Consider the following 14,174-nt stretch of genomic DNA (forward strand, 5'->3'; position numbering starts at 1 on the left):
ACTTCTCCTTTCTCCTACTTATCAGCATAATAATATATATAATAAAAATGATATTGTATTTTGTACTATTGAATTAAAAACAAACTTTCTTTATAAAAAATGAGATTAATGAAACAAATTGATAGTTTCATTAATCTCATTTTTCGTAGAACTTTTTTCTTAAGCAATTTTAACTTAAAAATAAAAAAACACCCTACATCTTGGTAAGGTGTTACTAAAGTCAATATTTTACAATCTATTTATTATAGTTTAACAACGTTTGCAGCTTGAGGACCGCGATCGCCTTCAACTACTTCAAATTCAACTGATTGACCTTCTTCTAATGATTTGTAACCATCTTGGTTAATTGCTGAAAAGTGTACGAATACGTCGTTTTCACCTTCAACTTCGATAAAACCAAAACCTTTTTCAGCGTTAAACCATTTAACTGTACCTTGTTTCATAATTCTGAAACCTCCAAGACTAAATTCTTTCAATATGCATTATTCGCATATTACAAAAAATACATGTGACAATTATGTATTAATAACAAAACGCTATATATAACTCTTACAGATATTCTTTGCAATATGGAATAAAACCATTGCTTAATAATAATTATATGTTAGTTCTTACCAAATTGCAATACAATTATAGAAAATTATCTTTTAATTAATTTTTGGTAGATTATAATATACTTCTTTATTATTTAATACAATAAAACTATAAAATATTTGTAAATCTTCTTCACAATCTTCACAAAAGTTTAAATCGCAATTGTTATAAAACGCATGAATATTGTATTTTCCAACAACATAATTATCGTAATAATCTTTACTTTTTGAAATTATGTTAATGTAGTAGTTTAGCATTTCATCATATGAAGTAAATTGATATTGCTCTATAATTTTATCTGTCCAGTCACTAAATAACCACCATCCCTCATAGTCAGCTCTAATTTTGGCAACTGTCCACATATATATTTCCCCTTTCAATTAGCCTATAATAATTATTTTAACTATTTTATATCTGAATTAAAAATATAATGTCTCATACTTTTGTCCGATAGCCTATTTATTCCATAGTAATTATTAGTTTTTTAGTATAAAACTTCGTATAATAAGTATAAGGAGTGATACTATGAAGCAAAAGCATTTACAAGTGTTTGGGACGGTTCAAGGTGTAGGCTTTCGATATTATACACAAAGATTAGCGAATAAGTATCATATTCTAGGCACTGTTCAGAATGTAGATGATTATGTTGAAATATATGCAATAGGTAATGACGATGACATCCAACAGTTTATTAATGCTGTAACTGAGGGTGCATCACCTGCTTCACATGTTACACACTATGAGCTTGAAGATACTAATGTGAGTGAAGATTTTTCTGATTTTAAATCGATTTAAATATAAAAAGGAAGATGTAATTTGAGATATAATATTTCTCGACTTTTAGGCGTAATTGTAGGAATTCCAGTAGCTATGGTATCTTGGATGGTCAGCGTATTTAGCTTTGATCTTTCATTTATTATTGACGCTTTGGTTGGTATTGGGATGTTTTTTGTGTCCTACTTCCCTACTCAACGACTCACGTCTAGGAAGTATTTAACAAAAATTGGTCTTTCACGAAGAGACTATCATTACGTAAGCAACCATTTAAAGCAAACACAAGATAAGATACGAACAATATTAAAATCATTTGTTAATGTAAGATCTATTCAAGATTTCAGACAAATCAATGATATATATAGGATTTCAAAATCAATTCATTTTGCTGTTAAACAAAGGCCAGCAATGTTTTTTAAAGTAGAGAGTTTCTTTTATTCGCATATAGATAATGCGCTAAATTTAATAGAGTCATATACTCGATTAGCAAAAATGCCGAAAAAAACTATTGAAGAAAAACAAAAATTAGAACATACTCGTATAACTTTAGATGAAGTTAAACGTACGTTGATTGCTGATCTGAAGAGAATCAATGAAGATGATTACGAGCGTCTAGATGTTGAAATGGAAATTAACAAATTAGAACAAAAACGTCATAAAGATAACTAGAATAAAGAAATGGAGCGATTTTTTAAATGCCTCGAAATGATCAATTTAACAACTCACATCCATTAGATGATTATATAGTACAACAACAACTAAAAAACCTAGATAATAATAGCAATGTCAGTCTAGCGAATCAAAATACAGTTTTAGATGATTTTCAGCAACAATTCAATGATAAAGAAATGCAAAAAATTGAAAGTATTAGTCAACAAATTAAACCTTTAGACAATGATGGTCTATTATCATATGGCTCACATTTGCAAGAAAATATGTCTCAATTCTCACATAAAATGCTGGATGAAGTGCAGACTAAAGATATTGGACCTGTTGGAGATTCACTTAATCAATTAATGACTAAGTTAAAAGCTGTAAATCCTGATGAGTTAAATCCAGAGAAACAATCCAAACTTAAGCGCTTTTTTAAACGTACCAAAGCTTCAATTAATGAAGTGTTTTCTAGGATGCAATCAGTAAGTTCCCAAATTGATAGAATTACAATTCAGCTTGATAAACACAAAAATAATCTATCAAAAGATATCAAATTATTAGATGGATTATATCAACAAAATAAAGATTACTTTGATGATGTTAATTTATATATCGTCGCCGCTAAAAGAAAAAAACATGAAATACAAACGAACGACATTCCGAAACTACAAGAACTTGCCAATCAAACTGGTAATCAAATGGATATACAAGCCGTAGCGAATATGGAGCAATTTGTTGATCGCTTAGATAAGCGTATTTATGATTTACAATTATCTCGTCAAATTGCAATACAAACTGCACCACAAATTCGCATGATTCAAAACGTTAATCAAGCATTGGCTGAGAAAATTCAAAGTTCTATTCTTACAAGTATTCCACTTTGGAAAAATCAAATGGCAATTGCCCTTACGTTAATGAGACAGCGTAATGCAGTGTCTGCCCAACGTGCCGTAACAGATACAACCAATGATTTACTTACTCAGAATGCGGCTATGTTAAAACAAAATGCCATTGAAACTGCTACGGAAAATGAGCGTGGCATTGTAGACATTGAAACACTTAAAACAACACAAAGTGATATTATTGAAACAATTGAACAAACACTTCAAATCCAACAAAATGGTCGTCAAAAGCGTAAAGAAGCTGAGAAAGAACTTGTTGGCTTAGAAGATGAATTAAAACAACACTTACTTTCGATGAAGAAGGAATAGCTAAAATGATTAAAGCACATCACAACTCAAAATGAGTATGATGTGCTTTTTTATTATAATTAATTCGTTTAGATAGCTATTCTTTTTGATAAACAATATGGTCTTGGTTTACGAATTTAGCAACGACATATCCAATAATAGTTGCGACTACTGCTATTGGAAACCATTCTAAAGAATATTGCTTTAACGGTAAAGCATCTATAAATGACATCTTCACCCAACCATTAGTACTTATAACACTTAATATTGAAACAATACTAATAACTGCAATTGGTACTTGCTGTGCAACTGGTTTAGTTGGAATGAATCGTGCAAGTAAAATTAGTAATACAACAGTTATTGCTATAGGATAAATAACGCTCAATACTGGTACTGACATAGAAATTACAGCATTTAAACCTAAATTTGCCAGTATGAAACTAATCAAAGTAAAGAATATTGCATAAGCTTTGTATGAAACTTTAGGGAATATTCTATTAAAATATTGACTTACAGATACAATTAAGCCACAAGCAGTTGTTAAACAAGCGAGTGCAACGATAATACCCAATAAATATTTACCGAAGACACCAAAACCATTCGCCGCCATTGTTGTTAATAAATAAGCACCAACATTTTGATCTTTAGCTGTCAGATTTTTAAGTGTCGCACTGTCAATGTTCATATGATTGCCTATAAATCCTAATGAAACATATATAAATACAAGCGCTATGGCTGCAATTAAGCCTGACATAACTGTTTGTTTAAATATTTGATTTGCATGTTTAACCCCTGTAGCTTTTATCGCGTTAACTACTATCATTGAAAAAGCAATTGCTGCGATTGCATCCATAGTTAAATACCCTTCTGTAAAGCCTTTTGAGAAACTTCCAATAGCTGAATTGTAATCAACCTTGTTTCCATGAGATGGTGCATTACCATTATAATCAACAAATCCTTTAATAATCATTGCTAAAATTGTTATTAATAATAATGGTGTTAATAAAGATCCTATACGATCTACAATTTTACCTGGATTTATACATAGGTAAAGAACGACTAGGAAATAGATAAGAGTGAATATAAATAACACTAAATTACTATTCGTATGAGCAATTGGTGTCACAGTCATCTCAAATGAAGTCGAAGCTGTACGCGGAATTGCAAACAGAGGCCCTATTGTTAAATATATAATAATTAAAAATATTACAGAAAATTTAGGTGATATTTTATTTAATGAACCAACATAGCCTTGCTTATCTAATGCGCCAACGATAACGCCTAACAATGGTAAGCCGATTCCTGTTAAACAAAATGCGATAACTGCTGGCCAAAAGAAATGACCACTATCTTGGCCTAAATTTGGTGGGAAAATAAGATTACCTGCGCCAAAAAACATAGCGAATAATGTAAATCCTACTATCCAAGTATTCTTATTCATAGAATTGCTCCTTTTTATGTGTATGTTTGCAATATTAAACATTCTAGCATAAAAAGGATTTACAAGTCTATGTGATTTCAGAAAATTTGAAAAGTTGATAAATATTTAAAATAGAAATCATATATCTATTAAAATGATTTTAGAAGTAATTTTTTTAGTAATGGCGATAAATGACTCGGCAAATTTTCTACACCTTCTACAAATAATGCGTATTGACCATAAATGTTATGAATGGTTTGTTCAATATCTTCTGTTATAACATCTTGACTCAAAAACACATTAAATACTTCAATACCATATTTGCGGGCCATTTCTACACCTTCATAAGTGTCTAAAATACCATCTTGTGCATAATTGTAGGCTGAAGGCTCACCATCGGAAAATACTATCAAGAAACGTTGATTATGACTTCTTCTTAGCAAGCGTTCGCTAGCAATACGTATAGCTACGCCATCACGGTTATCATCTTGTGGGTGTAAAGACATGATTCGAGGGCCACTTTTTTCCATGGTTGAATAATCATAATGAACAATTTCATCAATGATGTTAGGCTGTTTACGATCATCAGAATCAAATGCATCTTCATTGAACGCAAGTATTTCATGTTTAACATTTAATGCTTTCAATGTTTCGTGGAAAAGAACAACCCCTTTGATTGTCTCTTCCATCTTATCGAACATACTTGCAGATGCATCAATTAATAAAGTAAAAGTGGCATCAAACGTTTTACTTAAATCTTGTTTTTTATAAAATAATTTATATTGATCATCGATAAACCAATTTGTTAAATCTCTTTGCAAACGACCTTTAGTAAGGTTATGTCGCTCATCAACATGTTCGTGATCAATAGTTTTCTTGATAATTTGAATTAAATCCTTAGTTTCAAATTGAACATCGTTTTTAACATTTTGATACTCTAATAAGTAATCCGGTTCGATATCGGGAACATTCCATTTAACTTCTACATTTTCATTAATCCCTTTAAGTGCGAATGATGCATTCTCTCCTATAGAGCCACCTTCATCATTATTTAATGTATTGTCAGAACCGCGACCCTTTTTGGTCATCATGTCTGTCATATCGTCTGTAGAATCACCTTCACGAGCAGTATCATTATCACTTATTACCTCACTATTCTCGCCCTCATGAAGTTCCATTTCAAGGTAAGCACCGCCTTCTGATTTACTATCTTGGGCATTCGTTTCAGCTTCAGCAGTCTCAGAGTCAGTATCCTCAGAGGTATTGTCTTTTCCATCTACATTACTCGCATCTGTACGTTTTAACTCATCAAACGTCATTTCATGGATTGCCTCATATACACGACGAGGGAGATGATAATATTCATTTAACATATCTTTGGTTAACATATCATCAATTTGGAACATGATACGTTGAGCTAAGTACATATTATCTTCTGATGTTTCATTTTGGAAAAAGTTAGGCAGATATTGAAACATAGAATTCAAAATATCGTCTAATTGTGAATGCATCATTGGAATATCAAAGAAATTCTGACTAAGAAATGCTTTTTCTAAATATAAAAATAGTAAATCAGTATACACAGTTTTAGTTTTATAGAATTTAATTTGAGATTCAGTATAAGACAATCTCGTTTGTAAACGTAAATCTATTAATTTAGAAGTACTTGGGCGTTCATTACGAATATGATTAAACACGCGCATATCTTCTAGTAATCTAAAAATTTGCTGATAAAACTTAGGGTGTTCAAACTCATTATCATGTAATACTTCATTCACAATAGATTCATCCATCATTTGATACCCATAAGCTGCGAGCATCACGTCAGTTTTAAGTCCGGCTTTCTCTATATGCTCGGGACGGTGCGACCAGAACCAACTTGTGATCAATATGTTATTAATTGGATCATAGTAAGGGAATTTTTGAATTTTAACTTGTGTTTGCTCATTTTTAAGAAGTAAGCGCGCTAAGTCCTGTAGCATCATAACTTGCTTAGCATCTAATTGCTCATCATTAAATTTGATAAAACGATCGCTCATAATAATCCCTCTCTAAAAGTTTAATTCAATCGCATTTTTTATTGCTTGTTGTTCACGCTCATCTTCTAATTTATCGATAATTGTGCGTTGAATAGCACGCTCAATTGGCATTACAGTAATTAAGTCACTTAAATCTATTAATGCTCTGATACTAGCTGCTTCTTCAGAAATTTGTCCTTGTTTAGACATTGTACGTAAATCTTCATTGAATTTGATAATTTGTTCAATAATAGCATCATCTTGAAGTTGACTTTGTTGCTTAATAACGTCTTTTAATATTTCACCGTCTATATAATCTACTTGAATAACAACAAAACGGTTTTTCAAAGCTTCGTTCATAGGAAGTGTACCTACATAGCCTTCATTAATTGCGGCAATAACGTTGAATCCTGGCGCCGCTTTTATCACTTCTCCAGTGAATGGGTTTGTAAGTTGACGACGATAATCTAGAACACCATTTAGTATTGGTAAGGTTTCAGGTTTGGCCATATTTATTTCATCAATATAAAGGATATGTCCTTCACGCATTGCTTTAATTACAGGACCATCTATAAAAACAATTTCTTGTTGACCTTGTTCGTTTGTTTTAATTGTCTTAAAACCAAGTAGACTTTCAGCGTCTAAATCTACTGAACAGTTAACTTGATGCATTGGTGTATTAACAGCTGCACTAAGTGTTTCCGCTAATTTGGTTTTACCAGAACCTGTTGGCCCTTTAAGTAATATATTTTTATTTAAATTAAATAATGCTTTAGCATCGTTAAATACGGATTCATCTGAATTAATATATTGATTCTTAATCATTTTTGTAGTTTACTCTCCTTCTTTAAAATGAAAAATAGACTAAGAAGTTGCATTGAAAAAGTAATGTTGAGTATATTTCAACGGTTACATCACTTTTTCAAAATAACCCCCAAGTCTTGATTAAATCATGAACATGCTTAATTATTGATACTAAACTTCTTTAAAGTACGTTTTATAATAACCACCGACTAAACCAGAATTATCAATAATTTGATAGTATTCCTCAGTTTCATTAATAACATCATATTGCTTTCCAACAGTTAACATATCAGAAACTGTAAATTTCTTAGCATCTGTATTAATTACTTCAACTTTTTTAATAGGTGTACGTGTTTTCCATGTTTCATGTAACATTGCCATAAATTTCATGCCTCCATATAATTATTGTTTTACTTTTCTAATGTATAAATAAATGAGATGCCACTATTCTCAGTAATACGTAGTGATTGAGCATCGCCTTGATTTAATGTCTGATAAGGAATGCCAATGTCATCTAATTCCTTTTGTGCATTGTTGAATGCTTCAACTGAATTTGCACTAAATTCAATTTGCTCAACGATGCCTTCTTCTTTTAATTCAATAGGTTCATTAGGCTGATATAAATGAAGTTCACCACCTAAACCACCTTCGCCAATTTGAAATACTTGTATCACTTGGTCAGGAAACTCTGTTGATTCGTACTCAGCATAATGAGTTAAGTTAAATACATTCTTTAGGATAGATGCTGTAACTGGCAATTCATTAACTTTAATAATGATAGGACCAAGTCCCTGAATTTGGTGTAGCGGATTTACTGTACTATCAAAAGTGGGTGTGCCTAGTCCGACGCCCGTATTATGTTCATTCGAATAAATATCAAAAATTTGATGGTTGCTATCTTCGAAATTAAAATGCTTATTACCGTTTAACTCAGTAATTTCACTTGCTTGAATTTGATTATCTTTAAAAATCGTTTGATACTCATCCAATCCTGAATCTGTCGGCGTTCTCAAACCAACACTAGCGATATGTTGATTTTCATATTCAGAATTTGGCACTTCAACAAAATGTATTCGTGTACCTGGACTTAAATCTGCATCACCAAAACGTAAAGCTTGATTTTTAGATGCTACATTTAGTCCTAAAATATCTTTAAATAGTTTATTTGTTTTAGAAAGATCACTTGTCCCTAATGTGACACTTCTAAGTCCACTCATGCATGACACCCCTAATATTTGTCTTTTCTTAATTATTATAACGCATTTTAAATATGATTTATATCATGAACTATATAATGGACCGTTAATTTAATGAGTTCAAAAAATACATACGAAGAGAAATATAAATTTGATAAAATTCGTATAATGAATATAAATACAAATTTATAATAAATATTAACAAGCCCTCCCCTACCCTTATTCTATAAGGTAGGGGGGTGATTTGAAATATGCTTTTAACTAATGATTTAATTTTATATAATTAAAAATAGTTCGTTTTTTAGTCAATTAGTAATGACTATACTTATAATATAATAGTTGGATTATTTAAGAGATGTAATAATTATTATAAGAATTATCTATTCCATAATTAGTCAATAATATAAACGCTAATTACTTAAATACTTTATTTGCTGTTCTCTAAAAATCACAATCTGAATTTTCTATACAAATGTCTTATGAACTTTTATAAATGAGTGTTATTTATTTTCGGCCAAGTAATATATCTTCTAACTCTTCATCAGAGACTTATATGGCAATTTTAGATAAATCAGCTTCTTTTGTGATTGATTTATATATTCCAAGTAACTTATCCATTTCTTGTTTCTCTTTTCCATTTTTCCTTAATTATTCGTGCACTTGGCATTTTGTGAACTATAACTCTTAATTTTATTTGTTCTTCATTATAACACCTCGATTTATTTTAAGGGCATTGAATATAGTCTTAGCACTGCTTATATAATATTAATTGAATATCATCTTTGGTTTTTTTATGTATTTAATATAACTTACACATAGGCGCATTACCTTTCTTTTTTATTTTGTGTGGTAACTAATAATTATAGAGGTAATTGCGCCATTTTTGTATTCAAACATAAAAATTGGACTGATGATTTTTAGTCATCAGTCCAATTTATTATAGAGTCAAAAAATACAACGACGATGTGACGCCGTTGTATCAATATTAGTTTGAGGTTATATTCCTTTGAGCTTAGCTTTCTAAAAGTAAATCTTCAGGGCTTTCGATTAATTCTTTAATCGTTTTTAAGAATCCTACTGCTTCTTTACCATCAATAATTCTATGGTCATAACTTAAAGCAATATACATCATTGGTCTATTCTCAATTGTATCTTTATCAATTGCAATTGGACGAGTAATGATTGAGTGCATACCTAGAATAGCTGCTTGGTTACCATTAATAATTGGTGTACTCATCATTGAACCAAATACACCACCATTAGTAATTGTAAATGATCCATTAACCATATCATCTAAACCAAGTTTTTTATCTCTTGCTTTAACTGCTAAGTCAGCAATAGCTCTTTCAAGTTCTGCAAAGTTCTTTTTATCACAATCTCGTACGAAAGGAACTAATAAACCGTCATCAGTAGAAACAGCTACACCTATATCATAATATTGTTTAGTAATCATATCATCGCCGTCGATTTCAGCATTGACTTCAGGATATTTTTTCAATGCAGCAACTGCAGCTTTTGTAAAGAATGACATGAAACCTAGTTTAGTACCATCATGATCTTTAATAAATTGTTCTTTTTTACGTTTACGTAATTCCATTACGTTTGTCATATCTACTTCATTGAATGTAGTTAACATTGCTGTATTATTAGAAACTTCTAATAATTTTTTAGCAGCTGTTTTCTTTCTACGAGACATTTTTTCTCTAATTACAGGTTTATTAGGTGAACCTGTAGATTTTTTAGGTTCTTCTTTTTTGCTTGCTTCTTGAGAAGATTGGGATTGAGCTGCTTTTTGGCTATTTTCGACATCATCTTTACGTACAACATCGTTTCCTTTTCCAGAAACAGTGCTTAAATCTACACCGTTTTCACGTGCATGACGACGAGCTGATGGCGTTGCATTAACACGTTGATTGTTAGGGTTGGATTGTGTTTCTTCATTATTTGATTGAGATTCTTTTGGTTGAGCTGATTGTTTAGTCGCTTCATCATTGTTCGCAGATTGAGATTGGTCTGAAGATTCATCTTTGCTTGAAGAAGCATTACCACTACCTTCGCCAACAGTTGCGATAACTTGGCCGACTTCCACAGTGTCGCCTTCAGAAGCCAATTGTTCTTGAAGTACACCTTCTTCTTCAGAAACAACTTCAACGTTTACTTTATCTGTCTCTAATTCTAGGATAGCTTCGCCTTTTTCAACGCTATCTCCCACATTTTTTAACCATTCTGCAATGGTACCCTCTGTTATAGATTCTGCTAATTCTGGAACTTTTACCTCTGGCATAATATTTCCCCCTAGTTATTTTTCAATACTACTTTCAATAATTTGATTTTGAACAAGTTTATGAATTTCTCCATCACCTTCAGCTGGCGCTGCACGTTGAATTCTACCGTGATAGCTTAAATTAAATTGGTTACCTACAAGTGATTTTAAATAAGGATAAACGAATAACCAAGCGCCTTGATTTTTAGGTTCTTCTTGAACCCAAGATACTGTTTCAAGATTAGGTAATTCATTTAATACTTCTTTAATTTCCCCTTCAGGGAATGGATATAAACGTTCAACTGCAACTAATAAAATTGAATTATCAGGATTTTTAGCTAAATGTTCTTTTAAATCTATGAACATTTTACCTGATGCTAATACAAGTTTAGTCACTTTCTCTTTATTTCCATCCTCGACAATAATAGGTTTGAAACCACCTGAAGTGAATTGATCTATTGGTTTAGCAACTGTTTTATTTCTTAATAAGCTTTTTGGAGACATTACAATTAATGGTCTCATAGCTTCAGTACCTAAACTCTTAGCTTGTGCTCTTAGTAAATGGAAATAGTTACTTGAACTAGATAAGTTAACAACTGTACTATTATTTTCAGCTGCTAGTTGTAAGAATCTTTCTAAACGTGCTGAAGAGTGTTCAGGTCCTTGCCCCTCAAATGCGTGAGGTAAGAATAGCGTTAAACCACTTCTTTCTCCCCACTTAGCACGTGCTGATGACATGAAATTATCGAACATCATTTGAGCCATATTAGAAAAGTCTCCGTATTGAGCTTCCCAAATATTCATGCTATTTTTATTTTCAACATTATAGCCATATTCAAAGCCAACGACAGCTGCTTCAGATAATGGACTATTGTGAACTTCAAATGTGGCTTTTTGATTAGGAACATGATGTAATGGTGTGAATGTATCACCATTTTCTTCATCGTGTAATACAGCATGTCTATGACTGAACGTACCACGCTCACTATCTTGTCCAGTTAATCGAACAGATATGCCATCTTGAACAATCGTTGCAAATGCAAGTTGCTCAGCTTGAGCCCAGTCTACTAAACCATTCTCATTTTCGAAAGGCTCTCTACGTTTTTCAAGAACTTTGTTTAGCTTTTTAAGTACATGGAAATCTTCAGGATATGAAAGCATAGCATCATTAATTTCTTTAAGATGATCTACTGAGAAATCCTTATCATCACTTTGTAAAGGTTCTTGCAATGACTCAGGTCCTTCCATATCTGGATTATCCATTTTATCTGATTTATCAATCTTGTCTTGAGCAGCACGCATTTCTTTTTGAACTTTATCCATTACGTCTTCCATTTGTTCCTTAGAAATAACGCCGTCTTCAACTAACTTATTACCATAAATAATTTCAACTGAATCATGTTTGCGAATATTATGATATGGAAGTGGATTTGTAATCGAAGGTTCGTCCATTTCATTATGCCCGTAACGACGATAGCCAACTAAATCAATTACAAAATCTTTATGAAATTCTTTTCGGAATTCCATTGCAATATCAATAGCTTCAATTGTTGCTTCAACATCATCTGCATTTACATGTAAAATTGGTACGTCATAACCTTTCGCAATATCAGTTGAATATGTTGTTGAACGTCCATCAACTGGTTCCGTAGTGAATCCAATTCTATTATTTGTGATGATGTGTAAGGCACCACCAGTTGAATAACCATCTAGGTTACTTAAATTCATTGTTTCAAAATTAATACCTTGTCCTGGGTATGCAGCATCCCCATGAATTATAATTGGCATACCTTTATGGAAATCTGTAGATGGTTTACCTGCGTGTTTTGTGTCATCTTGTGATGCACGTGTCTTACCAATTACCACTGGCGCAACAATTTCCAAGTGACTTGGGTTATTAGCTAATGAAATTCGTTGTGCAATACCATATGAAGAAGTTGTCTTCACACCACCTAAGTGATACTTCACATCTCCTGTCCATCCAGCAGTTAGTTCAAGACTACCATCTTCTGGTAAGAATTTCATAGGATCTGTGTGCATAAACTCAGAAATCATCATTTCATATGGTTTTTCTAGCACATGAGTTAAAACATTTAAACGACCTCTGTGTGCCATACCAATTTGAATATTGTTAATTTCAACTTCAGCAGCACGTTTTAATGTATGTTGTAACATTGGAACTAATGTATCAACACCCTCAATAGAGAATCGTTTAGCACCAACAAAGTTTTTGTGTAAATACTTTTCAAAGCCTTCTACATGCGCTAAAGTATCAAATAATTTTTTTCTTTCATCATTATTGATATTAGCTCTATATGGTGTTTCAATACGTCGTTTTAACCACGTACGTTCTTTATTATTATTAATATGATTATATTCAAAGGCTATCGGCCCTTTATAACGCTTCTCCATTCTTTCAATTGCCTCGTAAGCATTATTATATATATCTTTGAAATGATCAGATACAATTTCAGCTGAGACATTTTCTAATGTTTCTTTATCTAAGTTAAACTCTTCAATTTCTAACTTAGGAAGATTAGTTCTTTTAGGAGCATTAACAGGGTAAATATCAGCTTTAAGGTGACCGTATTGTCTTATATTGTCGATTAAGCGCATAATACGCTTAATTGTACCATCGCCCGCTGATGAACCACTCCCTTCAGTGGTTGACTTAGCTGCGACATGAGCTTCGCCATTTTTAATAGTGCTGAAAAGAACTTGTAAATCATCAGGCACTGAACTAGGGTCTTGTAGATAGTCATCGTATAAATCTAACATTAAACCTAGGTTAGCACCGAAGTTTACAGGAGCTTCTGTAACATCCTTGTTATCCTTTGCCATAGTATTACCCTCCACAAAATAGTTAAACCGCTTACAAGTCAATAATAGCACTATTTGTGGCTTTGATAAAGTCCATTGACTGAATATTATGGAAAAAACAAAAATACTAAATCTAGTAATTTGAATTTATATGATTTTGTGTGAAAATTGATGGGAAATTTTTCTGAAAATGTGAAATAGAGATAGTTTGAATGAGTATTTTAATTGTAGATGATTATTTGAAAGAAAGTTATGCATTAAAAAACCGGAACAACTTAATTGTCCCAGCTTCGATTTAAACATTTATTTAAATAGGCTCTACGTCAAATCGGACTGATGAGTCCAAATATTGAGATTAAGCAACCTTAGGTTGTTTAATCTCTTTTTTTGTTGTTGAGGCAAATAGTCGCGAAGTTATAATAATTCGATTACGCAAATTAT

At 31.8% G+C, this 14,174-nt stretch carries 12 protein-coding genes; 3 read left to right on the forward strand and 9 right to left on the reverse strand.

Annotated features, from left to right (window positions below):
- Positions 1-242: 242 nt before the first annotated feature.
- Together cspA and msaA are read right to left on the reverse strand one after the other, a co-directional pair.
- Positions 243-443, reverse strand: coding sequence for a cold shock protein CspA (gene cspA, locus BB045_RS00600; RefSeq protein WP_002433901.1), 201 nt, complete (start codon positions 441-443; stop codon positions 243-245).
- Positions 444-647: 204 nt separating this feature from the next.
- A complete protein-coding gene (gene msaA, locus BB045_RS00605; protein ID WP_037551417.1) occupies positions 648-956 on the reverse strand; it encodes a regulatory protein MsaA in 309 nt (102 codons plus the stop codon).
- Positions 957-1,119: 163 nt separating this feature from the next.
- Here msaA and BB045_RS00610 point away from each other — a divergent pair, with 163 nt between their 5' ends.
- From BB045_RS00610 to BB045_RS00620, 3 genes are read left to right on the forward strand one after another with little or no spacing between them, the layout of a single operon-like run.
- Positions 1,120-1,389, forward strand: a complete 270-nt coding sequence (locus BB045_RS00610; RefSeq protein ID WP_037551418.1) for an acylphosphatase — start codon at positions 1,120-1,122, stop codon at positions 1,387-1,389.
- Between the two features lie 21 nt (positions 1,390-1,410).
- Positions 1,411-2,037: a 5-bromo-4-chloroindolyl phosphate hydrolysis family protein gene (locus BB045_RS00615; protein ID WP_070581381.1), complete on the forward strand. Its 627-nt coding sequence runs from the start codon at positions 1,411-1,413 to the stop codon at positions 2,035-2,037.
- Between the two features lie 26 nt (positions 2,038-2,063).
- A complete protein-coding gene (locus BB045_RS00620) occupies positions 2,064-3,233 on the forward strand; it encodes a toxic anion resistance protein (protein ID WP_075140385.1) in 1,170 nt (389 codons plus the stop codon).
- Positions 3,234-3,309: 76 nt separating this feature from the next.
- Here the strand turns inward: BB045_RS00620 and brnQ3 are convergent, their stop codons facing one another.
- From brnQ3 to BB045_RS00655, 7 genes are all read right to left on the reverse strand, one after another.
- Positions 3,310-4,653 (reverse strand): branched-chain amino acid-like transporter carrier protein BrnQ3, encoded by a 1,344-nt coding sequence (gene brnQ3, locus BB045_RS00625; protein WP_070581379.1) that lies wholly within the window; start codon positions 4,651-4,653, stop codon positions 3,310-3,312.
- A gap of 128 nt (positions 4,654-4,781) precedes the next feature.
- Entirely contained in the window at positions 4,782-6,671 is a 1,890-nt protein-coding gene (locus BB045_RS00630) for a vWA domain-containing protein (RefSeq protein ID WP_075140386.1), read from the reverse strand.
- 12 nt (positions 6,672-6,683) lie between these two features.
- Positions 6,684-7,475 carry an ATP-binding protein gene (locus tag BB045_RS00635; RefSeq protein ID WP_037551425.1) on the reverse strand — a complete coding sequence of 264 codons (792 nt, stop codon included), beginning with the start codon at positions 7,473-7,475 and terminating at the stop codon, positions 6,684-6,686.
- Positions 7,476-7,625: 150 nt separating this feature from the next.
- A complete protein-coding gene (locus tag BB045_RS00640) occupies positions 7,626-7,829 on the reverse strand; it encodes a DUF6501 family protein (protein WP_029376685.1) in 204 nt (67 codons plus the stop codon).
- Positions 7,830-7,864: 35 nt separating this feature from the next.
- Positions 7,865-8,671 (reverse strand): VOC family protein, encoded by an 807-nt coding sequence (locus BB045_RS00645; protein ID WP_037551426.1) that lies wholly within the window; start codon positions 8,669-8,671, stop codon positions 7,865-7,867.
- 991 nt (positions 8,672-9,662) lie between these two features.
- The gene (sucB, locus tag BB045_RS00650) at positions 9,663-10,934 is read right to left on the reverse strand and encodes a dihydrolipoyllysine-residue succinyltransferase (RefSeq protein ID WP_037551432.1); all 1,272 of its coding nucleotides are present in this window, start codon (positions 10,932-10,934) and stop codon (positions 9,663-9,665) included.
- A gap of 15 nt (positions 10,935-10,949) precedes the next feature.
- Positions 10,950-13,754 carry a 2-oxoglutarate dehydrogenase E1 component gene (locus tag BB045_RS00655; RefSeq protein ID WP_075140387.1) on the reverse strand — a complete coding sequence of 935 codons (2,805 nt, stop codon included), beginning with the start codon at positions 13,752-13,754 and terminating at the stop codon, positions 10,950-10,952.
- Positions 13,755-14,174: the final 420 nt, after the last annotated feature.

The sequence above is a fragment of the Staphylococcus sp. MB377 genome (assembly GCF_001922505.1).
GTDB lineage: Bacteria > Bacillota > Bacilli > Staphylococcales > Staphylococcaceae > Staphylococcus > Staphylococcus haemolyticus.